This is a genomic window from Nocardia amamiensis NBRC 102102 (assembly GCF_001612745.1).
Taxonomy (GTDB): Bacteria; Actinomycetota; Actinomycetes; order Mycobacteriales; family Mycobacteriaceae; genus Nocardia; species Nocardia amamiensis.
Map to the genome: position 1 here is coordinate 41,553 of NZ_BDBA01000031.1, position 26,095 is coordinate 67,647.

At 68.7% G+C, this 26,095-nt stretch carries 22 protein-coding genes; 3 read left to right on the plus strand and 19 right to left on the minus strand.

Annotated elements, in window-relative coordinates; translation table 11 throughout:
• Nucleotides 1–152: 152 nt before the first annotated feature.
• The 5 genes from NA4_RS42100 to NA4_RS08975 all read right to left on the minus strand — a co-directional run bounded on the left by NA4_RS42100 (nucleotide 153) and on the right by NA4_RS08975 (nucleotide 2,612).
• Nucleotides 153–557, minus strand: coding sequence for a hypothetical protein (locus NA4_RS42100; protein WP_218022273.1), 405 nt, complete (start codon nucleotides 555–557; stop codon nucleotides 153–155).
• On the minus strand, nucleotides 554–769 hold the full coding sequence (locus NA4_RS42105; RefSeq protein WP_067466919.1) for a hypothetical protein: 216 nt from the start codon (nucleotides 767–769) through the stop codon (nucleotides 554–556). Before NA4_RS42105 ends, NA4_RS42100 begins: the two co-directional genes overlap by 4 nt.
• Before the next feature lie 30 nt (nucleotides 770–799).
• A complete protein-coding gene (locus NA4_RS43215; RefSeq protein WP_281179989.1) occupies nucleotides 800–922 on the minus strand; it encodes a hypothetical protein in 123 nt (40 codons plus the stop codon).
• A gap of 32 nt (nucleotides 923–954) precedes the next feature.
• The gene (locus NA4_RS42110; RefSeq protein ID WP_067466922.1) at nucleotides 955–1,299 is read right to left on the minus strand and encodes an ATP-binding protein; all 345 of its coding nucleotides are present in this window, start codon (nucleotides 1,297–1,299) and stop codon (nucleotides 955–957) included.
• 416 nt (nucleotides 1,300–1,715) lie between these two features.
• On the minus strand, nucleotides 1,716–2,612 hold the full coding sequence (locus NA4_RS08975; RefSeq protein WP_084496922.1) for an NmrA family NAD(P)-binding protein: 897 nt from the start codon (nucleotides 2,610–2,612) through the stop codon (nucleotides 1,716–1,718).
• Nucleotides 2,613–2,669: 57 nt separating this feature from the next.
• Between NA4_RS08975 and NA4_RS08980 the strand changes: the two genes are divergently transcribed.
• Complete coding sequence (locus NA4_RS08980; protein ID WP_067466928.1) at nucleotides 2,670–3,026, plus strand: winged helix-turn-helix transcriptional regulator; 357 nt, start codon at nucleotides 2,670–2,672, stop codon at nucleotides 3,024–3,026.
• A gap of 161 nt (nucleotides 3,027–3,187) precedes the next feature.
• On the opposite strand, the gene NA4_RS08985 is transcribed toward NA4_RS08980, so the two are convergent.
• Nucleotides 3,188–3,514 carry a hypothetical protein gene (locus tag NA4_RS08985; RefSeq protein WP_067466931.1) on the minus strand — a complete coding sequence of 109 codons (327 nt, stop codon included), beginning with the start codon at nucleotides 3,512–3,514 and terminating at the stop codon, nucleotides 3,188–3,190.
• A 227-nt stretch (nucleotides 3,515–3,741) separates the two neighbouring features.
• Here NA4_RS08985 and NA4_RS08990 point away from each other — a divergent pair, with 227 nt between their 5' ends.
• Both NA4_RS08990 and katG read left to right on the plus strand, forming a co-directional pair.
• Nucleotides 3,742–4,158, plus strand: a complete 417-nt coding sequence (locus NA4_RS08990; protein WP_218022274.1) for a Fur family transcriptional regulator — start codon at nucleotides 3,742–3,744, stop codon at nucleotides 4,156–4,158.
• Between the two features lie 39 nt (nucleotides 4,159–4,197).
• Nucleotides 4,198–6,429: a catalase/peroxidase HPI gene (katG, locus tag NA4_RS08995; protein WP_067466937.1), complete on the plus strand. Its 2,232-nt coding sequence runs from the start codon at nucleotides 4,198–4,200 to the stop codon at nucleotides 6,427–6,429.
• A 90-nt stretch (nucleotides 6,430–6,519) separates the two neighbouring features.
• Here the strand turns inward: katG and NA4_RS09000 are convergent, their stop codons facing one another.
• The 13 genes from NA4_RS09000 to NA4_RS09060 all read right to left on the minus strand — a co-directional run bounded on the left by NA4_RS09000 (nucleotide 6,520) and on the right by NA4_RS09060 (nucleotide 25,635).
• A complete protein-coding gene (locus NA4_RS09000) occupies nucleotides 6,520–6,966 on the minus strand; it encodes a DUF6294 family protein (protein WP_157128907.1) in 447 nt (148 codons plus the stop codon).
• Between the two features lie 357 nt (nucleotides 6,967–7,323).
• Nucleotides 7,324–8,103 (minus strand): SDR family NAD(P)-dependent oxidoreductase, encoded by a 780-nt coding sequence (locus tag NA4_RS09005; protein WP_157128908.1) that lies wholly within the window; start codon nucleotides 8,101–8,103, stop codon nucleotides 7,324–7,326.
• Nucleotides 8,100–9,041 carry a diacylglycerol/lipid kinase family protein gene (locus NA4_RS09010; protein ID WP_067466944.1) on the minus strand — a complete coding sequence of 314 codons (942 nt, stop codon included), beginning with the start codon at nucleotides 9,039–9,041 and terminating at the stop codon, nucleotides 8,100–8,102. The genes NA4_RS09005 and NA4_RS09010 overlap by 4 nt, the downstream gene beginning before the upstream one ends.
• Nucleotides 9,026–9,760: an HAD family hydrolase gene (locus NA4_RS09015; protein WP_067466946.1), complete on the minus strand. Its 735-nt coding sequence runs from the start codon at nucleotides 9,758–9,760 to the stop codon at nucleotides 9,026–9,028. The genes NA4_RS09010 and NA4_RS09015 overlap by 16 nt, the downstream gene beginning before the upstream one ends.
• On the minus strand, nucleotides 9,757–11,157 hold the full coding sequence (locus NA4_RS09020) for a nucleotidyltransferase family protein (RefSeq protein ID WP_067466949.1): 1,401 nt from the start codon (nucleotides 11,155–11,157) through the stop codon (nucleotides 9,757–9,759). Before NA4_RS09020 ends, NA4_RS09015 begins: the two co-directional genes overlap by 4 nt.
• A 1-nt stretch (nucleotide 11,158) precedes the next feature.
• Complete coding sequence (locus tag NA4_RS09025; protein WP_067466952.1) at nucleotides 11,159–12,451, minus strand: aminotransferase class I/II-fold pyridoxal phosphate-dependent enzyme; 1,293 nt, start codon at nucleotides 12,449–12,451, stop codon at nucleotides 11,159–11,161.
• Nucleotides 12,448–15,192: a PEP/pyruvate-binding domain-containing protein gene (locus NA4_RS09030; RefSeq protein ID WP_067466955.1), complete on the minus strand. Its 2,745-nt coding sequence runs from the start codon at nucleotides 15,190–15,192 to the stop codon at nucleotides 12,448–12,450. Before NA4_RS09030 ends, NA4_RS09025 begins: the two co-directional genes overlap by 4 nt.
• Nucleotides 15,189–16,598: a cytochrome P450 gene (locus NA4_RS09035; protein WP_067466958.1), complete on the minus strand. Its 1,410-nt coding sequence runs from the start codon at nucleotides 16,596–16,598 to the stop codon at nucleotides 15,189–15,191. The genes NA4_RS09030 and NA4_RS09035 overlap by 4 nt, the downstream gene beginning before the upstream one ends.
• Nucleotides 16,595–18,343, minus strand: a complete 1,749-nt coding sequence (locus tag NA4_RS09040; protein WP_067466961.1) for a fatty acyl-AMP ligase — start codon at nucleotides 18,341–18,343, stop codon at nucleotides 16,595–16,597. The genes NA4_RS09035 and NA4_RS09040 overlap by 4 nt, the downstream gene beginning before the upstream one ends.
• On the minus strand, nucleotides 18,340–18,594 hold the full coding sequence (locus NA4_RS09045; RefSeq protein WP_067466964.1) for an acyl carrier protein: 255 nt from the start codon (nucleotides 18,592–18,594) through the stop codon (nucleotides 18,340–18,342). The genes NA4_RS09040 and NA4_RS09045 overlap by 4 nt, the downstream gene beginning before the upstream one ends.
• Nucleotides 18,591–19,448, minus strand: coding sequence for a hypothetical protein (locus NA4_RS09050; protein ID WP_067466967.1), 858 nt, complete (start codon nucleotides 19,446–19,448; stop codon nucleotides 18,591–18,593). Before NA4_RS09050 ends, NA4_RS09045 begins: the two co-directional genes overlap by 4 nt.
• Nucleotides 19,445–25,369 (minus strand): aminotransferase class III-fold pyridoxal phosphate-dependent enzyme, encoded by a 5,925-nt coding sequence (locus NA4_RS09055; RefSeq protein WP_067466969.1) that lies wholly within the window; start codon nucleotides 25,367–25,369, stop codon nucleotides 19,445–19,447. The genes NA4_RS09050 and NA4_RS09055 overlap by 4 nt, the downstream gene beginning before the upstream one ends.
• Nucleotides 25,366–25,635, minus strand: a complete 270-nt coding sequence (locus NA4_RS09060) for an acyl carrier protein (RefSeq protein ID WP_067466972.1) — start codon at nucleotides 25,633–25,635, stop codon at nucleotides 25,366–25,368. Before NA4_RS09060 ends, NA4_RS09055 begins: the two co-directional genes overlap by 4 nt.
• Between the last annotated feature and the right edge of the window lie 460 nt (nucleotides 25,636–26,095).

Here is a 26,095-nt window from a genome sequence, read left to right on the forward strand (position 1 = left end):
TGGAGTAATCGTGGAAATCCTCACCGTTCTCGCCGACCTCTTGACAACCGTGTTGCAAGCCGGAAGCGGCAGCGCGAGCTGACCGTATGGGGGGCCGGGGGCGCAACTTACCCGGCCCCATACTGCTGACACGTCCCGGACACTCTGCGGTGTCAACCGGCTCGGGCTCCACTCGTCTGGGTATCGTCCTCCTCGCCGCGCATCGCATAGTCGCGTTCGAGGAAGTCGCGGTGCGCCCGTAGCGTCGAGTCCAGCAATTCCCGCCAGGTGCGGCGATCGATGCGAGTGTCGCTGTCCAGCGACGACAACGAGGCAGGACGCAGTTTGTCGGTGTGGTCGACGATGAAGGTCAGCTTGCGGCGCGGGAATTGGGCGCCGATGCGCGGATTCTCGTTCAGGAAGGTGTCCAGGGCGTAGAGGTAGTTGATCGCGCGGTTGTACTCCTCGTCGGTGAGGTGGTAGTCCATGCGCTTGATCTCGACGATCCACAGCTCACCGGAATCGTGCAACAACACGAAATCCGGTTCGCGCCTCTCGCTGCCGATCGTCGTCGTCACCAGCCGCACACCGAATTGCTGCGCATACCACCGACATGGGCGGGATCTTCCAGTGCGGCTCGGTCCTTCTGCGCGACGAGGATACGTGCGTCGTCGATCACCGAATCACGGAACAACTTGTCCCCGGGTGCGATCGCCTCCACGGTCTCGTGGACGCGGGACTTCTCCACGAACTCCTCCCACACCCGCCGCCGAATCGACCGCTCGCCCATTCGGCCGATCTCCTTGATCAGATCGCGGCCCTACACGGCCAGCGCTTCACCTCGGGGCGAGCTCCACATGATGTCCTGGCGATCGGATCGGACCAGATCCTCTTCGTCGTCGAGCCAGTCGACATGGATGGCGCCGACCAGGTACGAGCGCAATTTGAATTCACCGGGCGCTTCTGCTCGCGTGACTAATCCGAGCCCATCCGCATCCGGCGGTCGGAACCGACCATCAGATAGTGCTCGTTCACCTCCGCTGCGGTCATACCGTGGCCGTTGTCGGTGACCGCGATCTCGTACTGCGGTTCCTCCGCGGCACGAACCGTGCCCGCCAACGTCACACCCCACGGAAGCGATACCTCCACCAGCGTGGCATCGGCGTCGTAGGAATTGGCGATCAATTCGGCGAGCACCGCCGAAACCCGGTCGTAGAGTTTTATTCCGAGCTTGTCGATGGCCAACCGGCTGATCCGCATCCGATACTTGTGATCGTCCGGATCGTGCCCCCGATCACCAACCTCATTGCGCGTGTCCATGGTCGGGCCCCAATCACCCCTCCGGCAGCCGCTTTTCAGCTACCCCATAACCCGATCAAACTCCGCGACGTTGACAACGGCCCGAACAGTCGAGGGCCAAGCTGTAACGGCATGGTCCCGAACCTGACACGCCGATGGCGGATGGCAACACGCCGGTCTCGATGCACGGGTGGATCGAGTTGCGGCCGAACGCGATCGGATCGACCCGCGCTATTTTGCGAGCCTTCCCCAATTCGGCTTCGCCATTGCGTACGATAGCCGTGCCCGGTGGACGTGGCGGCGTTCGCTCGGCAACGGGGAAGTGGCCCGCCCGGCACCACCGGGCGGGCCACACATTTCTCGGACCAGGCCGGGCGAAGGACCTCACACACCGAACCGCGGAGTATGCCTGGTGCCCGGAACAGTCGTTTCCCAGGTCAAGGACGACGAATGGGCATCGGCGCGTTGGCGGCCCAGGTCTGGCGTGCCGCCCAGTCCCGCAGCGTGGTGGCGCCGGTCGTCACCACCGAGGGGTCCGGTTGCGGAGGCGGGGGCGTTCCCGGGGGCGGTGGCGTGTATGCCGCGGCGATCCCCTCGGCAGCCTCGGCTCCCAGGTGTGTGGCCAGCATCTCCTGGTAGCCAGCGGGCGTTATGGCGTTCCACCGCACGGGGTGCCCCAGGGCCGCAGTGAGCTCGGCGGCTACCTGGTCTCCGGTCAGGGCCTGCGGACCGGTCACGATCTGGAAGGGCGGAGGAGCAGTCGCGGTGATCAGGGCGGCGACGGCGGCCCCTAGGTCATCCAGCGCGACCCACGGGACGGGCAGATCGCTCGGAAGCGGGTAGGCGACCTCCCCGGCACCGACCAGTGCGGCGGACCAGGGCGCGGCGAGGTTCTCCATATACGTCTGGGCGGGCCCGACCACGGTGGCGACCTCGACGCTGTGGGGCAGCTCGGCCGACATCAGCACGCGGGCATCAACGAAGGGCACCCCGACTGGCGCGGGCGGCAGCATCGTGCCCGGATTGAAGACCGCTCGCCGCACACCCGCCTCCCGGAGCCCGGCCAGCACCGCCTCGGCCTGCTGGACAGCCAAGTCGGCGGCGAAGACCAGCGGCAACTGGACGATCACGGCGTCGGCGCCGGAGTACGCCGCGGCGAGCGATCCAGGGTCGAGTAGCTCCGCTCGGACCGGCTCGGCGTCGGGGTGCAGCCGGGAGTCGGGGACACGGCGGACGATGCCCCGCACGCGGTGTCCCGCGCTCAGGAGGCCACGGACGATAGCGGCTCCTTGTTCGCCCGTCGCGCCATGGACTATCACGGTTTGTTTCTTCATGCCTGCGACGTTAGTTTTCAATGTGAACTAATACCCAGAATGTAATATAGTGTCCGAATGGAAACTATTGCGAATGTGCAGGTCGAGCGGCTGCTCGATTGCTCACCGCACGCGTGCGGCGTCGAGCGCACACTGAAGGTCCTCGACGGGAAGTGGACGACGCTGATCGTCCGAGAGCTGCTCTCCGGTCCGAAACGCTTCGGCGACCTGCGTACCGGCCTGGGCTCCCCCAGCGCCAAGACCCTCACCGATCGTCTCCGAGCCCTGGAACACCAGCGGATACTTACCCGCACCGTGCATGCCGAAGTGCCGCCCCGCGTCGTCTACCAGCTCACCGAGGAGGGCGAGAGCCTCAGCGACGTCCTGTACGCGATGCTCAAATGGGGCGAGGACCACCCTCTGATCGACGATTGACCTGGTCGGCCGTCCGGCCTGGAGCGCAGCATGAGCGACCGTGTGAGCGTGGTATGTCCCAAGTGGCGCAGCACGGTTCAGTTCCGCTGCCCGATCAGATCGAAAATCCTTGCGGCACAAGGAATTCCAGTTCGATAGCTCCCGTGTGGCGGGGGTACAACCTATGCCCAGAGCCGCGGTAGAACGGTTCGGGAGAAGGTCTGTTGCGGTGTCACGGTGATCAGGTCGCAGACCTCCACCAATTCCTCGGGTACCGCCCCGTCGAAGTGGTGCAGGCCCGGTGAAATGACCGCATCGACTTCGCAGGCTCGCACGACGTCGATCAATCGGCCCACCGGCTCGTCGGTGGCGGCGCCGAAGGTCACGGTTTTGGCCAGTTCGTAGCCGAGCCGTTTCGCCAAGCTCTGTAGCTGCGCCTCATCCCAGATCTGGGACACGCCTGACACATCCTTGCGGAGGTATCCCAGCGCGGGTGGTTTCGCCCTCACCCCTACTCCCTTGCCACGGTTGCTTATTCGGTTCAAGCGCCGGCCTGCCCACAGCTCTTTGCGGTGTGGTCTGCATCGAATTGATGAGGCCGGGCAAGTTCTGACATCGTATGTTGTCAACAGCAGGCGATGTCAACATTCGCAATATTGCATCTCTCAGAGACTTGATCGATTCCAGAAAACGAGGCACACTACGACCTGTGCCCACGAATTCGGACTACGAGCGCATGCTGCGCGGGGCGGCCCTGCGGGTGACGGCACCACGGCTGGCGGTGCTGACCGCGGTGCACGACCATCCTCACTCCGACACGGACTCGATCCTCGCTCGCGTGCGCGAGACTCTCGGTGCCGTGTCCCACCAGGCCGTGTACGACGTCCTGCGCGCATTGACCGCCGCCGGACTGGTCCGGCGCATCCAGCCGATGGGCTCCGTGGCGCGCTATGAGACGCGCGTCGGGGACAACCACCACCACGTCGTGTGCCGGTCGTGCGGCGTTATCGCCGACGTCGACTGCGCGGTGGGCGAGGTGCCCTGCCTGAACGCGTCGGACCACAACGGTTTCGTCCTCGAAGAGGCCGAAGTCATCTACTGGGGCCTCTGCCCCGACTGCTCGACATCGGAGACCTCCCGATCACCCCGGTGATCACAGCCTGATTCATTCCACTCCCGAAAGGAAACGCCCGTGCCGCAGGAACATCCGCCCATTGCAGAGGCGCAAACGGAATCCGGTCAATCCGGATGTCCCGTCGCGTCCGGTCGCCTGAAGTACCCGACCGAGGGCGGCGGCAACCGTGACTGGTGGCCGAACCAGCTCAACTTGAAGATCCTCCAGAAGAACCCCGCTGTCGCGAATCCCATGGACGACGGCTTCGACTACGCCGCAGAATTCCAGACCGTCGATCTGGCTGCGGTGAAGCGGGACATCGAAGAGGTGATGGCGACCTCACAGGAGTGGTGGCCCGCCGACTACGGCCACTACGGGCCGTTCTTCATCCGGATGGCCTGGCATGCCGCGGGCACCTACCGCATCAATGACGGCCGGGGCGGCGCCGGTGCCGGTATGCAGCGGTTCGCGCCGCTCAACAGCTGGCCCGACAACGCAAGTCTCGACAAGGCCCGCCGCCTGCTGTGGCCGGTCAAGAAGAAGTACGGCAAGAAACTCTCGTGGGCCGACCTGATCGTCTACGCGGGCAATGTCGCGCTGGAGTCCATGGGCTTCAAGACCTTCGGCTTCGGCGGCGGCCGCGTCGACCAGTGGGAGCCGGAGGAGGACATCTACTGGGGTCCGGAGCAGACGTGGCTCGGTGACGACCGGTACACCGGCGAACGGGACCTCGAAAGGCCGCTGGCCGCGGTTCAGATGGGCCTGATCTACGTGAACCCGGAGGGACCCAACGGCAATCCGGACCCGCTCGCCGCCGCGGTGGATATTCGGGAAACGTTCCGCCGCATGGCGATGAACGATGTCGAGACAGCCGCGCTCATCGTGGGCGGCCACACCTTCGGTAAGACGCACGGCGCCGGACCGGCCGACCACGTCGGTCCCGAGCCCGAGGCGGCCTCACTGGAGGAGCAGGGCCTCGGCTGGAAGAGCTCGTTCGGCACCGGCGTCGGCAAGGACGCGATCACCAGCGGCTTGGAGGGCGCGTGGACGCCCACGCCGACGACGTGGGACAACAGCTTCCTCGAGACGCTCTACGGCTACGAGTGGGAGAAGACCAAGAGCCCCGCCGGTGCGTGGCAGTGGGTTCCCAAGGACGGCGCCGGGGCGGGCGCGGTGCCCGACGCCCACGACGCGTCGAAGACCCATACCCCGGTGATGCTGACGACGGACCTCTCGCTGCGGTTCGACCCGGTCTATGAGCAGATCACCCGTCGCTGGCTGGACAACCCCGATGAACTCGCCGACGAGTTCGCCAAGGCGTGGTACAAGCTGACCCACCGCGACATGGGGCCCATCGTCCGTTACCTCGGGCCGCTGGTTCCGGAGCAGACGCTGCTGTGGCAGGACCCGGTGCCCCCGGTGACGCACGACCTCATCGGCTCGGTCGATATCGCCGCTCTCAAGGGCCGGATCCTCGGGTCGGGTCTGACTGTGGCACAGCTCGTTTCCACCGCGTGGGCGGCCGCGTCGTCGTTCCGCGGCAGCGACAAGCGCGGCGGTGCCAACGGTGGGCGGATTCGCCTCGAGCCGCAGAGCGCCTGGGAGGTCAACAACCCGGACGAGCTGGCGAAGGTGGTGCGCACCCTGGAAGAGATCCAGGAGGCATTCAATTCCGCCCAGACCGGCAACACGAGGGTGTCGTTCGCCGATCTTGTCGTGCTCGGCGGATGCGCGGCGGTCGAACAGGCTGCGAAGAACGCCGGATTCGACGTCGAGGTGCCGTTCACGCCGGGACGCACGGACGCCACACAAGAGCAGACCGATGTGGAGTCCTTCTCCGCGCTCGAGCCGAACGCCGACGGCTTCCGCAATTATCTGGCGAAGGGCAACCGACTTCCGGCCGAGTACCTGCTGATCGATAGGGCGAATCTGCTGACGCTGAGCGGTCCGGAGATGACGGTGCTCGTCGGGGGTCTGCGCGTGTTGGGTGCCAACTACAAGCAGTCGCCGCTGGGCGCGTTCACCTCGGCCGCGGAGTCGTTGACCAACGACTTCTTCGTGAACCTGCTCGACATGGGCACGAAGTGGGAGCCGTCGCCGGCTGACGACGGGACCTACGTGGGCAACGACCGCACTACCGGTGAACTCCGGTGGACCGGCAGCCGCGTGGACCTGGTCTTCGGATCGAACTCCCAGCTGCGCGCTCTGGCAGAGGTTTACGCGGCCGACGACGCGAAGCAGAAGTTCGTCGAGGACTTCGTCGCCGCGTGGGACAAGGTGATGAACCTGGACCGGTTCGAACTGGCCTGATCATGACGGGTGTCCGGCTCGCGGGCCGGACATCCGTACCTCATGCGACACCCCGCGAGCTGTGTCGGCTCGCGGGGTGCGCCGGTATCCTCAGCAGTGCGACCGCAGGTTGATTCGGTCGAGGTCATCGAACCACGCTGCGTTGTATGTACCCCAGACATCCCACCAGTACCGTTGGTCCGAGTCCGGCAGGTTGATCACGAATCGAGTGATGTCGTCGACGCCCGGCTGCTGCGCAACGATGTTGCCCTTGTAACCCTCGCTCCTGGTGAAGAGTTCGGCGTGCATCAGCCAGGCATCGTTGTCGTCCCCACTCGTCACCCACCCGGTGAAATGCGCCCAGCCGTCTCGTTGCAGCGTCCACTTGGCGCCCGCGAACATGGTGCAATCCCCCGCGTGGAGGTCCCGGTTCCAGACGAACGTGCGCTCCCACGAGTCGGCCTGCGCCTGGCTCGGCACAATGCCGAGCAGCGCTCCGGCGAGAAGTGCCGCCGAGGCGATGCGGGCAACGACTGTCCCTCGAGTTGATCTGATCATGGCTTCCTCCCGCTCGTTGTCGCCGCCGTATTCCAGGCGGCGCGTGCAGGATTCAGTGTGCAGGCCGACTCGTCGATGCTCACGAGTGTCGGCGTACTCGGGAGTGGCCGGAATCGCTACTCGGTTACTCCGTGCTGCGGGCGGTCAGGTCGTCGAGCAAGATCATGACTTCGCCTTCCCGCTTGACCACCTCGGTGCATCCGACCGGACATCTTCCGGCTCGCCTGAACCCTACAAGTCGCCGAATTCCCTTGCCGCTCACCCGGCTGTCGGGTCATCGTGCGGTCGGTGCCACGAGAAGCGTGGGGTCGCCAGTCCAGGCACTGGCCGTGGGCAGGGCGGTCCGGCCTACTGCGACTATCGGAAACCGTAGTAACGCTGTACCAGTCGCTCGTAGACGAAGGCCGGGACGAGTCTGCGGGTCCAGAAGGACAGCCGGACGTCCCGGCCGCACAGGTAGGCCTGCCGTGGCCGCTCGGCCGCGAGGATGGCCGCGACCTTCCTGGCGACCGTGACAGCGGGCTGTCCCGCCGCCAGGTAGCCGCGCACCAGGTTCAGTACGGCCGCGCGGTCGCGGTCGTATGCGGGGATCGGGGCGGCCACGTGCTCTGCCGTGTCGATGATCGGGGTGACCGTCCATCCGGGTATGAGCACCGACACGTGCACGCCGGACTCGGCAGCCTCCATCCGCGCGGCTTCGCCGATCCGCTCGACAGCCGCCTTCGTGGCCGAGTACCACCCGCCGTACGGCTCGGCGATGGCGCCCGCTCCCGAACTCACCACGACCACCCGGCCAGCGCCTTGGTCCCGCAGTAGTGGCAGCACGGCGCGCAGCACCCGATGGGTGCCGAGCACGTTGGTGTCGAACAGCGCCGCGGCTTCCTCGGGCGTGGTCTCCTCGACCGCCCCGACCACGCCGTAGGCCGCGAAGGTGACGACCGCGTCGACCTTGCCGTGCCGTGCGTGCGCGTCGCGCACCCAGCGGTCCACCGCTTCCGCGTCGCGCACGTCCACTCGGGCGACACCCGGCGCTGCCACACGGTCACATCCTTCGACCGTGTACCCCAGCGCCGCAAGGTGTTCCATGGTGGCCGCGCCCATTCCGTTCGCGGCTCCGGTAACGAGCACGACGGTCATGCGGCGCACACCTTCAGTACCCGCGGCAGAACTTCCAGTCGCGCCGATTCCACCATCGTGATCTCACCGTCCAGTTCCAGCGGCGCCGGACGGTCGGGCCGCAGCTCCAACGCCGCGTCCCGGTAGCACACCGCCAGCCGGGATCGCCGGAACCGCCCGGCGTACAGTCCGGCGATCAGGCCGAGGGTCCGCAGCTTTCCCGCCGCGGACCAGATGTTCACGTCGAACTGGCCGTCGTCGCGGGTGACCTCGGTGTCGTAATGCATGCCGCCTGCGAAGTGCACGCTCTTGAGTACGCCGATGTTCGTGATCGGGGCGGTGTGGTTCCAGGTACCGCCGCGCACCGCGACCGGCAGCGGCCGGTGGGTGGCGATGGTGGCCAGCGCCGTGGCGAGGATGGCGGCTTCGACACTGCGTGACTTGAGCCAGCCGACCACGCCGGTGGCGTGGTTGAACGAATGATTGCCCGCCGCGACCAGTCCCATGCTGGCGTTGAGCAAGAAGTAGCGGACGGCCCGCGTGCCGTCGGTCAACAGCACACTGGCTTTGCCGACGTCGACGAGGTCGGTGCGCGCGGCGTCGAGCCGCACCGGGATGGTGCCGACGCATGCGCTCGACGGCACCGGCTTGTGGAAGTCGTTGGAGCTACCCAGTCCTACCGCGCCGAGCGCCGACTCGGCTGCTCGGGGACGGTCGGTCGCGGGGTCCATCAAGGCGTTCAGCACCAGGTTCACCATGCCGTCGCCACCGGCGGCGACCAGCACCCGCGGAGGTTCCGGCCGGGCGACGGCCGTGCGCACGATCTCGGTGGCGTGCTGTGGGTCCGAGGGCAGTTCGACGGACAGGTCCGGATGCCGTGTGCGCAGCACCGATTCCACCGATTGCCAGCGCCGCATTGCGGTGCCCGCGTTCGACCGCGGGTTCAGGACGACGAGCACGAATCCTCCTCGATGCCGAGCCACCCGCGCAGCGCGCGGTGGTCTCCCGTGGTGACCAATCCGGAGCGGGCCACGGCGGGTGGTATGTCGGTGTTCCGCGCACCCAGCAGGAACACCGGAATCCCCAGGTGCGCGGCGGGTCCGTCGCTTGCGGGATCGTTGCCGACCATCACGCACTCCCCCGCCGCGGCACCGAGGTGGTCGAGCACTTCGCGATAGAAATCGAGCCGCGGCTTGGCGCGGCGCATGGTCTCACCGCTGGTGGTGAACGCGAACGACGCGAGATCGTGCCCGCCCCAACGGATCCTGGCCTCGACGGTGCTGCGTGGCCACAACGGGTTGGTCGCGACCACCTGACGCATACCGGCCGCGGTCAATCGGCGCACCGTCGCGACCGCGGCCGGGCTGGGCGGGAAACACGCCCGCAGCCGGACGAATTCGACCTCCGACAGCCGGGCCAGCCGCGATGCGGCCACGTCGCGGCTGGTACCGACGCGTTCGGCGAGCAGTCGCAGCATCAGCTCCGTATTGGTGTGGTCGGTGTCGTTGGCGCGTACATCCCGCAGCGTGCGGCGCAGCATCGGCAGGAAACGGTGCGGTGGCATGAGATCGCGGAATACCCAGGCGGCCCCGGCGGGCATCAGCGTCGCGAAGGTGCGTTGCCGCAGCCCGATCAGGGTGCCGTCCAGGTCCCACAGCACGGTGCGTCGTGCGCTCATTCCTGGCTGTCCAGTACAGCTTGCAGATCCGCCCTGGTCAGCCCGAGCCTGGCGGCGTATTCCTCGATGCCGGGCGGCGTGGGCCGCACACCGCCGAGCCCGGTGCGCGACCGGAGCTCTCCGGCGTATGCCGCACCGAGGTCGTAGACCGTCTTGGCAAGCGCGGCGGGAAACAGCCATCGGCCGAGGTCGCGCTGGAATACGCGGGTCAGCCGGTAGGGCGCGATCACCCGCGCACCGAGGGCCGCCAGCGGGCCCGGGTCGCGAAGCGAGCTCATCCGGGCCGCCTCCGTACCCGGTACCAGCAGGAGCCCGGACCACAGCCGACCGAACCCGTCCAGCTTCTCCCGTGCGTCGGCGGTCATGTTGAACTCGGTGTAGGCCTTCTCGATACGGGAGGTGTGCGTGGAGCGGCTGCGGAGCAGCGTGTGCACATCGGCGACCTTGCGCGCGGTGTCGGCGCGGGTGAACCGGTCCACACGCTGCGCGATCCGGTCCAGCAGCACGGCGAAGCTGGGGTCGGGCACCAGCCGGTGGGCAAGCGAAAGGGCGTGGTACATCAGCCTTTCGCTGCCCGCCGCCGCGATCTCGTCGGCGAGCAGGTCGTAGTCGAGATCCGCGTACCGGGCGAGGTTCCAGATGTCGCCCAATTCGCGGACGCCGGTCTTGTAGTAGGGCAGGTGAATACCCAGGTGGTGCAGATTGTCCTCGTGCGCCATCGCCCACGCCGGTACACCGTGGAAGGCGATGCGCCGCACGCGTTTCCAGATCGCGGCATAGTCGACCGTGTAGGGCGCCAGCGGTGTGATCAGCCCCCAGTGGGTGCCCACCACGAGCGAGCCGTCGCGGGAGACGAAAGACGGCAGGTGGTGCGAGCGCTCGGTCCGCACCTTGGGCTCCTTGCCCAGCAGCTCCGAGGTCGCGAACAGCCCCAGCTCACGATAGATCTCGATGACGGCGTCGACCTGCTCCGGTTCCACCAGGATGTCCAGGTCGTTCATCCGCTTGTAGCGCGGGTCGTGGTAGATCTCGGTGGCGAAGAGCATGCCCTTGAGCACCACGCAGCGCACACCGCGCTCATCGAACCGGCGCAGCAGGTCCACCGCACCGGCCAGACGACGGTCGTTCGCGGCCCCGATCCGCTCCGTGACCGCGTCGAACCGTACTCGAGTCAACGGCGGGACGAGCGAGAACACCCCGGCGGCGAGCAGCGAGTGCCGCACCAGCGGAACCGTCGCGTTCAGTTGCGCCAGCTCGAAGAAGGCCGTCCAGTCGGTGATCCGGTGCGCCAGCTCGGTCAGCTCGGCGCGCTCGGATTCCGTCGGCGCGGCCAGCGCGGCGTGCACCAGCAGACGCTCGGCGTCCGTCCCGCCCGCGGCGATCATGGTGTCGGTCATATCAGGCGATCCCTTCCTGTTCGGGATGGAAGCCGAAGCGGCGGGCGACGGTGTCGATCCGGTCCAGCGCGCGATCGAGGTGGTCGTGGGTGAGGGTGGCCATCATGCTGATCCGCAGGCGCTGCTGATCGCGGGGCACCGCAGGGAATTCGACGCCGTTCACGAACACGCCCTCGCGATGCAGAGCGGTGACCACGTCCGCGACGGCGAGGCGCTGCGGCACCAGGATCGGAATGATCGCGGTCTGCGGATCCACCGCGAAACCCATGGCGCGCAAGCCACGCACGAAATACGCCACGTTGTCGTGCAATTGCCGTACCCGCTCGGGATGCTCGGCCAGGAAGCCGATCCCGGCGAGCACCGCCGCGACGACCGGCGGCGCGAGCGCGGCGGAGAACATGTAGGACCGAGCGAAGAAGCGCAGCGTGTCCACCATGTCCCTGGAGCCGGTCACGAAACCGCCGGTGCCCGCGAAGACCTTCGAGAAGGTGCCCATGGACAGCTCCACGGCGCCTGGTCCGAGCCCGAAGTGCTCGGCGGTGCCGTGCCCGTGCGCGCCGAGCACCCCGGTGCCGTGCGCGTCGTCGACCGCCAGCCAGGCGCCGAACGCGTCGCACAATGCGCGGATCTCCGGCAGCGGGGCGATGTCGCCGTCCATCGAGTACACGCCCTCGACGGCCACCACGACGTTCGCGCCCGGATTACGCCACCGGATCTGCATCAGCCGGTGGCGCAAGTGCCGTAGATCGTTGTGCGCGAAGGCCATCGAACGCACCCGGCCGAGCTGAATGCCGTCGTAGAGGCTCGCGTGGCTCTGTTCGTCGTAGAGCAGCACGTCGCCCTTGCGCAGCAGACCGGTCACCCAGCCGACGTTGGCGGCGTATCCGGACGAGAACACCATGGCCGCCTCGCTGCCCTTCAGCTCGGCCAGCCGTTCCTCGAGCAGGCGGTGCAGCGTCGTGGTGCCATTGAGCAGCGGCGGGCCGCCGTGCCCCACACCGTATTCCCGGATCGCGGCGATGGCTGCCTCGGCGATCCGCGGTTCATTGCCGAGGCCGAGGTAATTGTTGGACCCGAGCATGATCAACTCGTCGGTCCCGCCGGTCGCCGGATCGCGCACCGGCACGACCGCGCCGGAGGGACCGGCCACCTCGCGCAGCACGAATCCGCTGCCGCGGGCGTGCTCCACATAGGGGCGGAACTCCGCGAATCGCTGTTCGAAGGTGTGTGCCGCAGGGTCGAGATAGTGTTCGAGGCTGAAATTCTCGCCATGGGCGAGATCGGGAGCGGTCATGCTCGCTGCTCCTGTCCGAGCGTTACGGTTCCGGCCCGGCCGTCCAGCACCAGTACGTCGCCGCTGGCGACCAGCTTGGTGACGCCGGGGACGCCGACGACCGTGGCAATGCCGAGTTCGCGTCCGATGATGGCGGTGTGCGAGAGCAGGCTGCCGCGCTCGCTCACCAGGCCGCCCGCGGCGACCATGAGGAACACCCAGCCCGGGTCGGTGGTGGCGGCCACCAGCACCTGACCATCGATCGCCACGTCCGGGTCGGGGGTGCGCAGCACCAGCGCTGGAGCTTCGACACGGCCTGGGGCGCAGCCGATTCCGCGCAGAACCCGGGCGCCGGCCACGGCAGCCTCGTCCGGTTCCTCCAACGTGGGGTCGACGATGCCCGCCGCCGCGATCCCCGTGGTGACGATGCGGGAGGGCAGTCGTTGCGCGCGCCAGCGATCGTGGTCGGCCTTGCGTAGGGCCACGGTACGGGCGGCGTCGGTGTCCACCGCGGTCCCGCGGGTGAGGGCGGTGATCTCCTCGTAGGTCAGCCAGAAGACATCACGCGGATCGTCCAGCAGCCCTGCGGTATGCAGTTGTCTGCCGTACTCGCGGAACACCCGCTTCACCAAGCCGAAAGAGCGGCTGCGGCCCAGCCGCATGTTCTCCCGCTGCTTCACGTGTTCACGCGCCAACCGGAGCGTGAGCCGGAAAGCTCTGCCCTGCAGTCCTTTACCCGCAAACAGTTTGGTTGCCGTTTGCTCCGCCGCGCGGCGGATGGCCTGCTCTCGCGCGATCATGTCGTCGGCGTTCTGCCCGCCGCGCAGATAGTTGCGCAGCATCGGCACCAGACGTTCTGGGTGCTCGCCCAGCGGATCGGTCTCCAGCTTGAGCTCGTCCACGGTGCGATCGCCGAACTCCGCGATGTGGCGCAGGCAGGCGGCGCGGAACTCCGCGAACCGGTCCTCCGACAGCGCCGCCCACACCTCGCGTGCGGTGGCGGGGCCGTCGAATAGCGCGCGCAGCGCCGGATCGGTGCGCACCCGGGCGGTGAGCGCGAGCGCCGAGCGCACCGGGTCGACACTGTCGACACCGTCCTCACCGCAGAACAACTCGTTGCGCAAGGTGAGCGCCGCGTCCTCGGCCAGGCCCGCGCGGCTCAGCTGCAGACCGACCACATGGAACATCTGCTGGGCGAGGAAGTCGTTGAAGATCTGCACCGAATACGCGGGCACGAGCTCGGCGAAGAAGCGTTCCAACCAGGCCAGCAACGCCTGTGCGTCGCGTTCGCGCTCCGGCGTGTCCGGGCTCAGGCGGCGATCGAGGTCGGCGGTGGCCGCCGCCAGTTCGGTGAAGAATGCGCGCAGCCGCCTGGGCAGCCGCAGCCAGCCGAGCGAGATGATCGCGAACACCCGTAGCCGCAAGGCGGTCGCGCGCACCCGGGCGATGCCACGGGCGGGCGCGTCCGGCCGCCGGTATCGGTTCTCGATGTTGAGTGCGGCCTCCCAGCCCTCGATGGCGAATTCCATGCCGGGGATCTCGAGGAAGAGCCGGTACCAGTTGCTGATGTTGTAGTAGATCCGGCCGCGCGCCGTCCCCACCAGGTAGGGATACAGATCGGCGGCGTTGCGCTGCACGATCCGCGCGGTGGCGCCGAAATCCCGGTGGCACGCGCGGAAGACCTGCTCGTAGGCCGCCCGCAAGACGGAGAAGGTGAGCGGGCTCGACAGTCCGGGATACGATTCGGCGACGTTGACGTTGTCGAAGATGGTCTCCCCCGCACCGGTCACGGTAACCGGCCTGGCCTGCAACAGATGCAGCCGCCCCTCGGGTGTGTAAGCGAATTCGATGTCCTGGGGTGAGCCGAAGTGGTCGGCGAGTTCGCCTGCTATCTCGGCCAGTTCGAGGACCTGCGCGTCCGACAGCGCGGCGGTGGACACCGGGTCGCCGAGATCTTCGACGGCGGTGCCCGTCCCGTCCTGCGACGGCGTCACGCGGCTGTGCTTGTCGACGACGACTCGCGATGTGATGGCGCGTGTGGTGCGATCGACGAAGTAGGTGTCGCAGTCGACCGTCCCCGCCACCACGCCCTCGCCCAACCCGAGTGCCGCGGCGACGACCGCCTCGGATGTATCGCCGGTCTGCGGATTGCAGCTGAACACCACACCGGACACGGCGCTGTCGAGCAGTACCTGCACCACGACGGCGCAGGCGATCGGCGTTCCGTCGAGACCACGGCGCGCCCGGTAGAACAGCGCACGCTCCGACCAAGCCGACGCCAGGACGGTGCCGATCGCGGCAGGTAGGCCGGCGGCGGCGACGTTGAGCACTGTGTCGAGCTGCCCGGCGAAGGAATCGGTGGCCGAATCCTCACCGCGGACCGACGAGCGGACGGCGAATCGCACGTCCGCCGTGGATGATCCGGCGGTGGACAGTTCGGCGACCACCGCATCGAGCTCGGCCGCGATGTCCGCAGGCAGCGCCAGTCCCTCGACGAGCGCGCGGATCCGCGTCGAGACGGCCCGTAACGCGGCGGGATCGTCGGGGTCGAGACCGGCCAGCAGGTCGGCGATGGAATCGGTCGCCGGGGCGAGCACCCGCGCGCACGCGTCCGTGCTCACCACCGCGAACGGCGGTACACGATGCCCGGCGGCGTGCAGCCTGGCGAGGTTGGCCGCCTTGGCGCCCGCGTGCGCCTCGGCTGCCGGGTCCGTGGCGAGGGTTTCCGCGCGCAGTATCGCGCCGGTGGTTGTACTGGTCATCGGGCGGCCTCCTGTGTGGTCCGGGTTGCCGCGGCGGCTCGCTCGCGCCGGGTCAGCCGGACCAGGACCGGGTCGGGGGTGTTCGAGATCTCGGGGTGCTCGCGCACCCGCATCCCGTTCACCAGTTCGATGTCGTAGCGGGACAGCAGCATCGCCAGACCAACGCGGATCTCGATCAGTGCCATCTGCTGACCGACACAGAGATGCGCGCCCCAGCCGAAAGGGAAGTACCGGAACGGCGGGCGCGCCCGGTTCCGGTCTTTGGTGAACCGGTCGGGGTCGAAGGTCAGTGGCGAGTCCCAGAACCGGGGCAGCCGATGGTTGACGAACGGACTGATCACCACGATCGCGCCGGGACGCAGGTCGAACCGGTCGAAGTTGTCGGGCTCGAGCGCGGTGCGGCTGAATGCCCACGCGGGAGGGTGCAGGCGCATCGCCTCGTCGATCGCGCGGCCGGTGTACTCCAACTCGGGCAGCGCGGCCCGCACGGCGTCCGGATCGTCCAGGCCGCCCGGCAGCATGTCGATCTCGGCGCGTACCCGGTCGAGCGCGGCGGGGTTGCGGCACAGCTGGTAGACCGTCCAGGCCAGCGCCCCTCCGGTGGTCTCGTGACCGGCCAGCAGGAAGGTCAGCACCTCGTGCCGCAGTTGCGCGTCGTCCATCGCATGCCCGGCGTCGTCCCGCGCGGCGAGCAGCCGGGCCAGCAGCGAGTGGGCGTCACCGTCGGTGTGCCGATGCCGCCGGATCACCTCGTCCACCACCTGGTGCAACCGCCGCCGCACGCTGTGCAGCCGCCGATTGCCCGGCGTCGGCACCTGCGGCGGCACCTGGATGGGTGCGGCCATGTGCTGCATCACCCAGGAAACACCCTGGCGCACGTCGTCTTCGATCTGCGGAAGCACGCCGTCGATGTCCGCGCCGAGCACCGCGCGGCACACCACGTCGGCGGCGAACCCCATCACCTCGGGCACCAGATCGAACGCCGCGCCCTCCGCGGCGCGTGTGTCCAGGCGGGCACGCATCCGTTGTCCGCACTCGACCATGAGCGGGATCTCGGTCTCCACGTGGCGGCGCGCGAAGGCGGGTTTGATCAAGGCGCGCTGGCGTTTCCATAGTTCGCCGCCGCTGGTCAGCAGGCCGGGGCCGAGCAGATGGTTCAGGCTCCGGTAGCTGATTCCCTTCTCGTATCGTGCCGCGTGGGTGACCAGCACCTGTTCGATATGCTCCGGCTCGACCAGCAGGTGCACGTGCTGGTGTGCCAGCCGCAGCCGTACGCTGCCGTGAGCGAGCGCGGACTCGTAGAACAAGGTGAGCGGGTCGGCGCGATAGTCGGGGTAGGCGCCGAGCGGATGTCGCAGAACGGGACCGTCCAAGCGGCGGTCGCCGTTTCGGGTCAGCAGTGTCATCGCGCCGCGTCTCCCCCGTGCCCGGCGCCGACCAACGCGTCCGGATCGTCCTCGAGCAGGTGCCGCGCCGCGGCGCGCTGCACTTTGCCGCTGGTGGTTTTGGGGATGCTGCGCGGCGCGACAACTCGCACACCTGCCGCCAGCACCCCGGTGCGTTTGCTCACCGCCGCGCGTACGGCGCGGGCCAGCCCATCGTATTCCTCTGGCGCAAAGGAAGATTCGATGATAAGATGCAGCTCCTCCGACATTCCGTCGGCGTCGGTCCGTCCCACCGCGACCACGCCGCCGGGCCGCACGCCCGGCACCTGTTCGGCGGCGATCTCGAAGTCGGTGGGCAGATAGTTCGCACCGCGGATGATGATCAGATCCTTGCGCCGCCCGGTGACTCGCAGTCGTCCATCCCGCAGATAGCCCATGTCGCCGGTGTCCCACCAGCCGTCCTCGCACGTGGCGGCGGTAGCCTCGGGCATCCGGAAGTAGCCCGGCGTGGTGGATGGTCCGCGGAATTGCACGCGGCCGACCAGATCCGGGCCGCTCGGTGCACCGTTCTCGTCCAGGATCCGGACTTCGGTGCCCGGCACGGGCGCGCCGCAGTCGACGATGTCGAGCGCGTCGCCATCGCCGGCCGGAACATCCATGGCCACACCGTCTTCGACGAGCGCCCGGCGAGACACCGAGTCGTACGCGATCGGAGCCCGCGGCCGTGACACGGTCACCGCGAGGGACGCCTCGGCCAACCCGTAGCACGGCACGAGTGCGTCGGGCGGAAGTCCCCAGGCACCGAACCGGTCGACGAACCGTGCCACCGTCGCCGGATGGATCGGTTCCGCGCCGCAGAACAGGAACCGCCACGTGGACAGGTCCACCCCATCGAGTTCGCTGTCGGCGATCCGCGCCGCGGCATAGCCGTAGGCGAAATTCGGCGCGGCGGTGAGCGTTCCCCGATGCCGGTGCACGGCGCGCAGCCAGTCGGCCGGGTGACGCAGGAAGCGGCTCGGCGGGATCAGCACCGCGTCGATGCCGCGGTACAGCGGCGTCAGGAATCCGCCGATCAGGCCCATGTCGTGGTGCAGCGGCAGCCAGCTCACCCAGGTGTCGCCGGGGCCGATCGCGGCGGCGCGGGCGATCTGCTCGCAATTGGCGGCCAGATTCGCGTGGGTGACCTGGACGCCCTTCGGTGTGCCGGTCGAGCCGGAAGTGGCCTGGATGAACGCGAGATCGTCCGGTGCGGGCAGGCGGGGTTCGAGTGCGGGCGTGTCCGGCTCGCCGGCCAGCGCGTGCAACACCGTGGCGTCGATCGCCGCCACCGACGTGGGCAGCGGCAGACCGGCGAATACCGATCCGGCGGCCACCACGGCCGCGGGCTCCAGATAGGCCAGCAGCCGGGTGAAACGGTCCAGGAAGATCTCCGCCGCTCCGAATCCGCCCGGGGTGGCGATCGCGGTGGGCACCGCGCCGAGCAGCAGTGCGCCGAAGAACGCCGTGACGAACTCCGCTGAGGTGGGCAGGCACAGCAGCACTCGGTCACCCTTGCGCACCCCGGCGTCGGCCAGCCCGGCCGCCGCCCGGCTCGCCACGTGCACGAGATCGTCGTGCCGCCAGGCGATCTCGTCGGCGTCGTGCGCCGAGGCACGCTCAGCCGTGATGATCGTCGACGCCGCTGCGGCGCCCCGCTCACCGCCTGTCAGCAGTGCGTGCACGATGCTCGCGTGTGCCGGGCGCAGCTCGTCGGATGGTGTGCTCATGCCTGGTCCTCGACGTATCGCACGATCGTGGCGACCGTGGTCAGCCGGACGGCGACATCCTCCGGAATGGTCACGGCGAAGGCCTGTTCCAGCTGGATGGTCAGTTCGATGGCGGTCGGCGAGTCGAGTCCGTAGTCGATCAACGGTGTCGCCGGGTCCAGGTCGGCGGCGGACACCCACAGCACCTCCCCGACGATCGCGCGTACCCGCGCCTCCAGATCGGCCGCGCCGACCTCACCACGGGTGCTCATCCCAGCAACTTCCCTTCCGTCACGCAGGCGCGCACCGATTCCGCGAGATCGACGCCGTCGGCGGTGTCGATGCGGTGGAATCCCACCTCGGGGAACGCGGTCGCGAGGGTTTCGCGCAGCCGCTCGTAGCCGTTGCGCAGAGCGGCCAGCCGCTCCGCCGTCTCGTGGGCCTCGACGGGCCCGTGCCCCGACCGCTGCATGCAACGCGCCGCGGCCTGTTCAGGTGGCGCGTCCAGCCACAGCACCGCATCGGGCAGCGTGGTGCGGAACCGCTCGGCGAAACCGGACACCGCGCCGGAGATGTCGCGTTCCACCAGCTCGGCGATCTCCGACAGCAGCAGCCACGGGTCCGGCGAACTGCCCAGCCGCGCCGCCTGGGCGTGCTGCCAGGCCAGGATGTCGGCGAAGGTGCCGGGACGATGCCGTTCCAGCACCGCGGCGATCTCGTCCTCCCGCTCCCGGCAGCGTCCGTCGGTGCCGGCCAGCGCCACGTACAGCGGGCCGTACACCAGCAGTTCGATCAGCGGATGCCGCTCGCAGACCAGCACATCCGGTGACCAGGTGCGCAGGAAGTGCTGCTCGACCGGGCCGAACAGGGTCATCTGCAGGTACATCGCGGTGGCCTTCATCGCCACGTCACCGATCTCGTCGCAGCCGACGCTGAACGCCCTGAGCTGCCGGGACAGATCCGCGAGCGGGACGTCCCTGGTGTCGTGGAAGTCGGGGCAGGTCATCGAGGCGAACCGGCCGGCCCCGGCGGGCTCGGCCAGCCCGCGCAGCCCGGCCAGCACCGAGGACTTGCCCGCGCCGTCGATGCCGACCAGGGCAACCCGGCGGGTGTGTGGCGTGCTCATCGGTCGTCCTCACGCAGCTGGGTGAGCACGGCGCGGGTGACCTCCGCGGGCGCCGCGGCGCCGTCGAGGCGGATCCAGCCGAGCTCGTCCGAGAGCGCGTCGAGCGCCTCATGGCTGCGTTGCTGGAAGGTCAGGAACGACTCCTCGTCGCCGTAGCCGCTTTCGTAGTCACTGCGCAATCGCTTGCGCGCCAGTGCGTCCTGCGGCCGCACCGCGAGGTAGAAGGTGCGGTCGGGTTCCGGGAAGCCCGCCGCCAGACTGCGCAGCACAGCCGGATCACCGCCGTGCGCGACCTCGGTGGCGTAGTACTTGTACCAATAGGCGTTGGCGAGCACGATGTCCGCGTCGCGTTCGGCGGCCAGGTCCAGCGAGAGCTGCATGGCGTGGAACAGGAAGTGCGCGCGACTGAGTGGGGTGAGCAACTGCAGGTAGCCGTAGATCTCGGCCGGACTGCCCCAGGGGAGTTTCGAGGAGACCTTCGGGTCGAGGAAAGCGTCCCAGATCGTCACCGCGGCAACGCTGTGCCCCTGCGCCTCGAACTCTGCGGCGATCCTGGCCACCTGCGTTGTCTTGCCCGAACCGTCGCCACCCGCGAGGCAGATGAGACGTTTGCGTGCGGTCAGTGTCGTTTCCTTTCCCGAGCCGCGCGGAATGCGCGGCGATGTGACGAGAGTCGTTGTAGGCGTGACCATTTTCGATTTCGCCAGGCTCGGCGTCGGGTCTGATTCCGGCGCCTCGCCAGTAGCGGCGTCCGATCGCGGTGTGTCGGAGACCGACTCGCTCAGGGCTGATTCGTCCGCCGGATCGCCGGCGTCCAGGACCTGCACCAGACCCGCGCCGCCGTCGACCCGGATGCGCTGACCCGATCGCACCGCCGTCGTCGCCCCCGCCACGTTCAGCACGGCCGGAATGCCGTACTCGCGTCCGATCACGGCCGCGTGCGAGAGCATGCCGCCCACCTCGGTGACCACGCCCGCCACCAACCCCAGCGCGGGCGTCCACCCCGGATCGGTGAACCGGGTGACCAGGATGTCACCCTCGCGTAGCTGGTCGATGTGGTCGAGCGAGGTGATCACCCGGGCCGTGCCCTCGGCGACGCCCGGACTGCACCCGAGGCCGGACAGGTCGCCATCGCCCACCGCACGCACCGCCGCGACGGTCACCCCGCCGCCGAGTTCGTGCGGCGGCGTCAGATCGCGGTAGCCCGCGTACATCGCACGGCGGTAGGCGATCACCGGCGCGAGGTCGGCGACGGCCACTCGGCCCGCGACCAGATCGGTCAGCTCGTGGATGGTCAGCTGGAACGCGTCATCGGCGTCTGCCAGCACGCCCGCGGCGGCCAGCCGCGTACCCGCCTCCACCACGTACGCGCGGACCACGGCGTAGTACTGCGAGGAGAATTCGCGCATTCGCTCACGGGCGACCAGATACCGCCGCATCCGGTCGATCTGCTTGTCCAGCGCCTTGGCATACCGCACCCGCGTCGTCGGCCGGGCGCGGACCCGGGCACGCACCGCCGCGAGCTCGGACTCGTAGCGTTTGCGCTGCTCCACCAGGGTGGCCGCGGGATCGGCAGGCGCGGTCCCGTTGTCGAGCATCACCGCGATCATCGACCGCACTCGCTGCGGGTCCTCCGACCAGCGCGGGCAGGTCAGGTCGAGTTCAGCGTCAGCGTGGAAACCTTGCTCGTCGAGGAACGCCGCGAGCGCCTCGTTCCACGCCGGGCTGTCGAGACCGGATTCCCTTGCCACTCGATGCAATTCGACGATGCCGCGTTGCAGCGCCATATGGCTGATCTCGGCCAGGCCGCCCATGAGGGCGATGGCCGAGGTGGTCGCTCCGGTGGCCGCGTCCACTTTGTCCAGCAGCTGTTTGAAATCGGTTTGCAGGCTGGAGTTGTGGTAGATGGTGGTGAAGTAGGTGCGCTCGGTGGCGGCGTGCACGGTGAGCAGGCAATCGGCCAGGTCGGCGGCGAAAGTCGCCTCGTCGGTCCGCGGCAGCGCGCGTACCCGTTCCCGCCAGGCCGCGTACTTGGCTGGCCAGCTCGCGGCGAACGCGTCGACCGCGTCGAGCTGCTGGCGGTAGCTGCGCTGCACAGCCAAGGCGACGGGCAGTGCGCGGGCGATCGTCAACGGCGTGTTCGGGGTGCGAATCGGTCCCTGCGGGCCGTATTCGTTGAGGACGCCCAGATCGTCGTCGAAATGCTGCTCGTCGAAGCCGGGAATGCGGCGGAAACACTGCTTCACCGCGCTGACGTTCCAGTAGGCCCGGCCGTAGTACATGGCCATCCAGTCCGGCTCCGGCCCCGGCTCGGCCAGCCCGAGCCCCTCGAAGAACCGCTGCATCGAGTACTGGAAGGCGTTGTCGTACAACGAGAACATCATCGGTGTGCACACCCGTGCCGAGACGCCGCCGTCCCGGAGGTCCGCATCGGAGAACTGGTCGATGTCGGTGCGCCAGCTGATCGCGGTGATCGCGCGTGACTGCAGCAGCCACAGGGTGCCGTCGCCGTCGATCGCCCACTCGATGTCCTGCGGGCGGTGCCGGCGCGCCTGCACGGTGAGCAGCAGCGCAGCCAGCGCCGCGGTGTCGGCGGCGTCCAGGTGGACGTCCTCGTGCCCCGCGTCGCGTGCCACCACGGCTCCGTCGGACAGCCGCAGGGTGTAGCGAGTGGGTGCGACCTGTCCGGAGACCAGCCGCTCGCCCACGCCGTGGCAGGTCTCCACCACCGCGTGCTCCTCGATGCCCGAGAGCGCATCGATGCTGAAACCGACGCCGGCACAACGAGCTTCGACCATGCGCTGCACCAGGACGGCGACCGTCGCGTCCGCCTCGGGCAGACCATGCCGGGACAGATAGGCCCGCACCCGTTCATTGCGCACCGACGCCCGGCACTGCTCGATGTGCGTCCTGAGCGCGGCCGCGTCGGTGATGTCCAGGTAGGACTCGTACTGTCCCGCGAAACTGGCGTCGTCGAGATCCTCGAGTACGCCGCTGGAGCGCGCGGCCACCGGGAAACCGCCGATCGCCCGTACCCAGCCGGTGAGCTCGTCGTCGGAGACGGCGTCCAGGACCAGGTCGGCGGGTATGACGAAGCCGGGTGGGACAGCGAAGCCGTCGGAGAGCAACTCGTGCAGTGTGGCGGCCTTGGCGCCCGCCCGGGACGGCGTGAAGCCGGCCGCACCGAGGAACATCGGTGTCGGACCGGACGCGGTGGTGGGGGTGATCACGGTGGTGGCTCCTGTCGGCAGCAGAACCGGGCGAACGTCGTGGCGGGCGGCCAGTTCCCGCGCTTCGCGTACGCCCGTGGCGGTGAGCGCGCCGTAGGACGGGCTCGCGGTGCGCGGCTCGAAGCCGAGCAGCAGCGTCTCGGCCATGCACGCGTACACGATTCCGGCGGGCAGCCCGGTTTCCGGAAAGGACGGGGTCTGGCCGAGTGGCAGCGCCATGCGGCCGCCGTCGAGCAAGGTGATGTGCGGGTGCTGAGCTACCGCCGGGTCCACATCGCCGGGTACGGCCAGATCGCAGATCAGCACGGGATGATCGGTGGCGAGATGCTGGGTCGTGACCAGCGGCGCGGCCGCGTTGGTCGCGGTCACCACGACCCGGCAGCCGCGCAGCGCGGCGAGATCCTCGCTCACGGCGACCTCGCCCGGCAGTTCGGCGGCCACCCGGCGCAGCCGTGTTCCGGCGCCGGGCCTGCCCACCAGGATCAGTGAATCAGCCAGCGGTGCAATGAGTTCGGCCATGACCGCGCCGATATTGCCGAGCGCCCCGAGGACGCCGACCCGCCGCTGTCCCGGTGGGAGTGCGGACAGTTCGGCGTGCAGCACCGCATAGGCGCAGGCTGCTGTGAGCGAATTGCCGGAGGTCACGGTGACGGTGTCCTCCGCCACCTCGCGCGCGGCGTCGGTGACGATCGATGTGTAGCCGCCGAGGCCGATCACTCTGGCTCCGGCTGCTATCGCCTGTTCGACCGCGAGCCACACCAGATCCCGCACGTAGGTGCGCTCGCCGGCGCGCTGGTGCGCGACGATCTGCTCGGCCGTCAGCGGCACCGCGATCAGCAGCATTTCGACCTCGGCGCCGGTCGGCGAGGTGACCGTCTGCCTGGTCAGTTCGAACGGATCGGCCACCGCGCGCAGCCGCTCGAACAGCGCGGCGAACTGCGCGTCCGTCCATTCCGCCAACTCGGGGGCGAGGCGGCGCAGATCGGCGGCTTCGGGCAGGTTCGCCAGGAAAGCCACCCTGATCGGGTCGCGCGGGTCTCGCGCTGGTGCCGCGTCATCGCGCCGCGGTAGCGGCGCGCGGTCCAGCGCCGCGGCTTCGGTCGTGACCGGTGCGGCCAAGTGCGCCAGCAGCAGGGCGTAGTCGCCGCGGTGCAGCAGCGCGGCGACGTCGTCCAGCGCCGCGGCCAACTGGTCGAGGTCGCCGTCGCTGACGAAGGCCGAGGGCTGGGCACGCAGCGTGGTCGGCGCCGACAGCGTCGGCAGCATGCGGATCGCGTGGCGATGCAACAGGTATCCGGCCACCACGTAGCCGAAGAGGTCGGGCGCGCAGATCTCGCGCAGCAGCGCGGATTCCGGCTCCGGTACCCGCAGCTGGACTCCTTGAAGAAGACCGCGCCCGCGCACGGCCACGATCTCCTTCGGCCAACGGCGGGCCACCGAGTCCAGTCGCGACCGGAGCCGCACCCCCGCGTCGCTGATCCGGACCTGGTTGTCGCGCAACAGATCCAGTGCGGCTTCGGCCACCGTGGCGGACAGCTCGTCGTCGGCGAAGGTGGAGGTGTGATAGCGCCCGAAATCGGCGACCGCGTGCCGCCGGTCGACCAGCAGCGCGGCAATCTTGACCAGTCCCCCGCCGAGCGATTTCGACATCAGGTAGTAGTCCGCGCGCACCCCGGACGGGGCCGAGGCGAGGAACGTGCCGGTGCGCCCCATGCCGCACTGGATTTCGTCGAAAACCAGTGCCGCTGCGTGCCGGTCCGCCAGTTCGCGCAGGGCCCGCAGCGTGGCGGCGGGGACCTCGCGCACACCACCTTCGCCCTGCACGGGCTCGGCGAACACCCCGGCGACGGGCGACAGACGTCGCCAGGTGCGAACGGGCGCACCGGCGGCATCGAAGCCGATGACGCCAACTCTGCACAGCTCGTCCGCGAACGCGCCGGCGACATCGTCCGGCGTCCAGGTATCGAGCCTGCGCCGCTCCGGGCCGGGCACCACCAGGTCGGCCGGTGTGTCGGCTTGTTCGGTGAGCGCGAAGGCCCCGGCACTCTTGCCGTGGAACGCGCCCGCCAGCGAGACGAATACCGGCCCGCGTTCGCGTAGCCGCGCGATGTGCTCGAGCGTCTCGGTGAGTACCGCCGCGGCCGTTCGCGGCTCGGCGTCGTCCGCAGGCGCCGATGGGCGCACGTCGTGCAGGCCGTCGCGGCGCAGCCGCCGCAGCGTGCGCCGTATTTCGGCGTCCAAGTCGGAGAGCGAGCGCGCGTGCGCGACCGCGGCGTGCCTGATCGCCGCTTCGACCGCATCCGCGCCGGTGGATCCGAGGGTGACGACGTACTCCCGGCCGGTGCTCGCGCCGACCGCCTCGGACAGCCGCCGCGCCAGGCGCACCGCGCCCGGTCGGACGCTGCCCTGCGCCACGAACGGGACCTGCTGGTTCAGCAGCGCCGTCGCAGCGCGTACCAGCGCTGGGTGGTTGTGCCCGAACAGCGCGGCGCCGAACCCGCCGACCAGATCCAGGACCCGGGTGCCGTCGGCGCGGACGAGGTGGTCACCTTCCGCCGCGCTGTACACCATGTCCAGGTGACAGGCCCGCAGCAACTGGGCCAGGCCGGGCCGGTTGTACTCGGCGAAATCGGTGAAGAGCTCGGAGGCGGCGGGCGACGCTTGTTCCCGCCGCTCGGAATGCACGGTCACGCTCGCGCTCCGGCCTCGGCGCGCCGGTCGTGCGTCATCTTCGCGGTCACACAGTCGATCACGTCGCGCGTGGTATGCAGCGTCGCGGCCTCCTCGTCGGAGATCGTGATACCGAACTCCCGCTCCAGCTCGATCACCAACTCCACCGACCGCACGGAGTCCAAGCCATAATCCAGCAATGGCGTGTCCACATCTATTTCGGTCACGTGTAAACCGCGTGAGAACAACGCCCGCACCCGTTCGCCGACGGCGCCGGATGCATTCATCGAGCGTCTCCTGCCCCGGTGCCGCAGGCTTTTCCTGCCATGCGCGATATGTGGGTCCCTCGACGCTCCTCCGACTGTTCCGAATCGGATCTCCACAGTTCAGCGCAGGGTTCGACCCCCGCAGAGTCCGTGATCACATGCCCTCCGATATCCGCGAACGGGACCGGCGTATCCCGCTGTCCCGCCATACCGCGCGACAGTGCAGCCGCACCGCCACGCGTTCTCACATCTGTACACCCGCATTATGCGAGCTGCAATGTGAAAGCCCGTGCGGTGCAGCCAGTTCCATCGGTCGCAAATATTGGGCTAATTTCAGCTGATTTGGTCTCCGCGACAAATGAGAATGTCGCGGAGACCGATATCGCGCCACTGCTGTCCCAGACGATTTGACAGCAGGTCGCACGTGCCGACAAAAGAATCAGCTGTGACCGCGCGGCACAGAAATGTGGCCACGGTGGAG

What these genes read in the sequence shown, in the direction of transcription:
- NA4_RS42105 (WP_067466919.1), bottom strand. Translation starts at nt 769, where the DNA reads ATGGGCGAGCGGTCGATTCGGCGGCGGGTGTGGGAGGAGTTCGTGGAG.
- NA4_RS42110 (WP_067466922.1), bottom strand. Translation starts at nt 1,299, where the DNA reads ATGGACACGCGCAATGAGGTTGGTGATCGGGGGCACGATCCGGACGAT.
- NA4_RS08975 (WP_084496922.1), bottom strand. Translation starts at nt 2,612, where the DNA reads ATGAAGAAACAAACCGTGATAGTCCATGGCGCGACGGGCGAACAAGGA.
- NA4_RS08980 (WP_067466928.1), top strand. Translation starts at nt 2,670, where the DNA reads ATGGAAACTATTGCGAATGTGCAGGTCGAGCGGCTGCTCGATTGCTCA.
- NA4_RS08990 (WP_218022274.1), top strand. Translation starts at nt 3,742, where the DNA reads ATGCTGCGCGGGGCGGCCCTGCGGGTGACGGCACCACGGCTGGCGGTG.
- NA4_RS09000 (WP_157128907.1), bottom strand. Translation starts at nt 6,966, where the DNA reads ATGATCAGATCAACTCGAGGGACAGTCGTTGCCCGCATCGCCTCGGCG.
- NA4_RS09005 (WP_157128908.1), bottom strand. Translation starts at nt 8,103, where the DNA reads ATGACCGTCGTGCTCGTTACCGGAGCCGCGAACGGAATGGGCGCGGCC.
- NA4_RS09015 (WP_067466946.1), bottom strand. Translation starts at nt 9,760, where the DNA reads ATGAGCGCACGACGCACCGTGCTGTGGGACCTGGACGGCACCCTGATC.
- NA4_RS09020 (WP_067466949.1), bottom strand. Translation starts at nt 11,157, where the DNA reads ATGACCGACACCATGATCGCCGCGGGCGGGACGGACGCCGAGCGTCTG.
- NA4_RS09025 (WP_067466952.1), bottom strand. Translation starts at nt 12,451, where the DNA reads ATGACCGCTCCCGATCTCGCCCATGGCGAGAATTTCAGCCTCGAACAC.
- NA4_RS09030 (WP_067466955.1), bottom strand. Translation starts at nt 15,192, where the DNA reads ATGACCAGTACAACCACCGGCGCGATACTGCGCGCGGAAACCCTCGCC.
- NA4_RS09035 (WP_067466958.1), bottom strand. Translation starts at nt 16,598, where the DNA reads ATGACACTGCTGACCCGAAACGGCGACCGCCGCTTGGACGGTCCCGTT.
- NA4_RS09040 (WP_067466961.1), bottom strand. Translation starts at nt 18,343, where the DNA reads ATGAGCACACCATCCGACGAGCTGCGCCCGGCACACGCGAGCATCGTG.
- NA4_RS09045 (WP_067466964.1), bottom strand. Translation starts at nt 18,594, where the DNA reads ATGAGCACCCGTGGTGAGGTCGGCGCGGCCGATCTGGAGGCGCGGGTA.
- NA4_RS09050 (WP_067466967.1), bottom strand. Translation starts at nt 19,448, where the DNA reads ATGAGCACGCCACACACCCGCCGGGTTGCCCTGGTCGGCATCGACGGC.
- NA4_RS09060 (WP_067466972.1), bottom strand. Translation starts at nt 25,635, where the DNA reads ATGAATGCATCCGGCGCCGTCGGCGAACGGGTGCGGGCGTTGTTCTCA.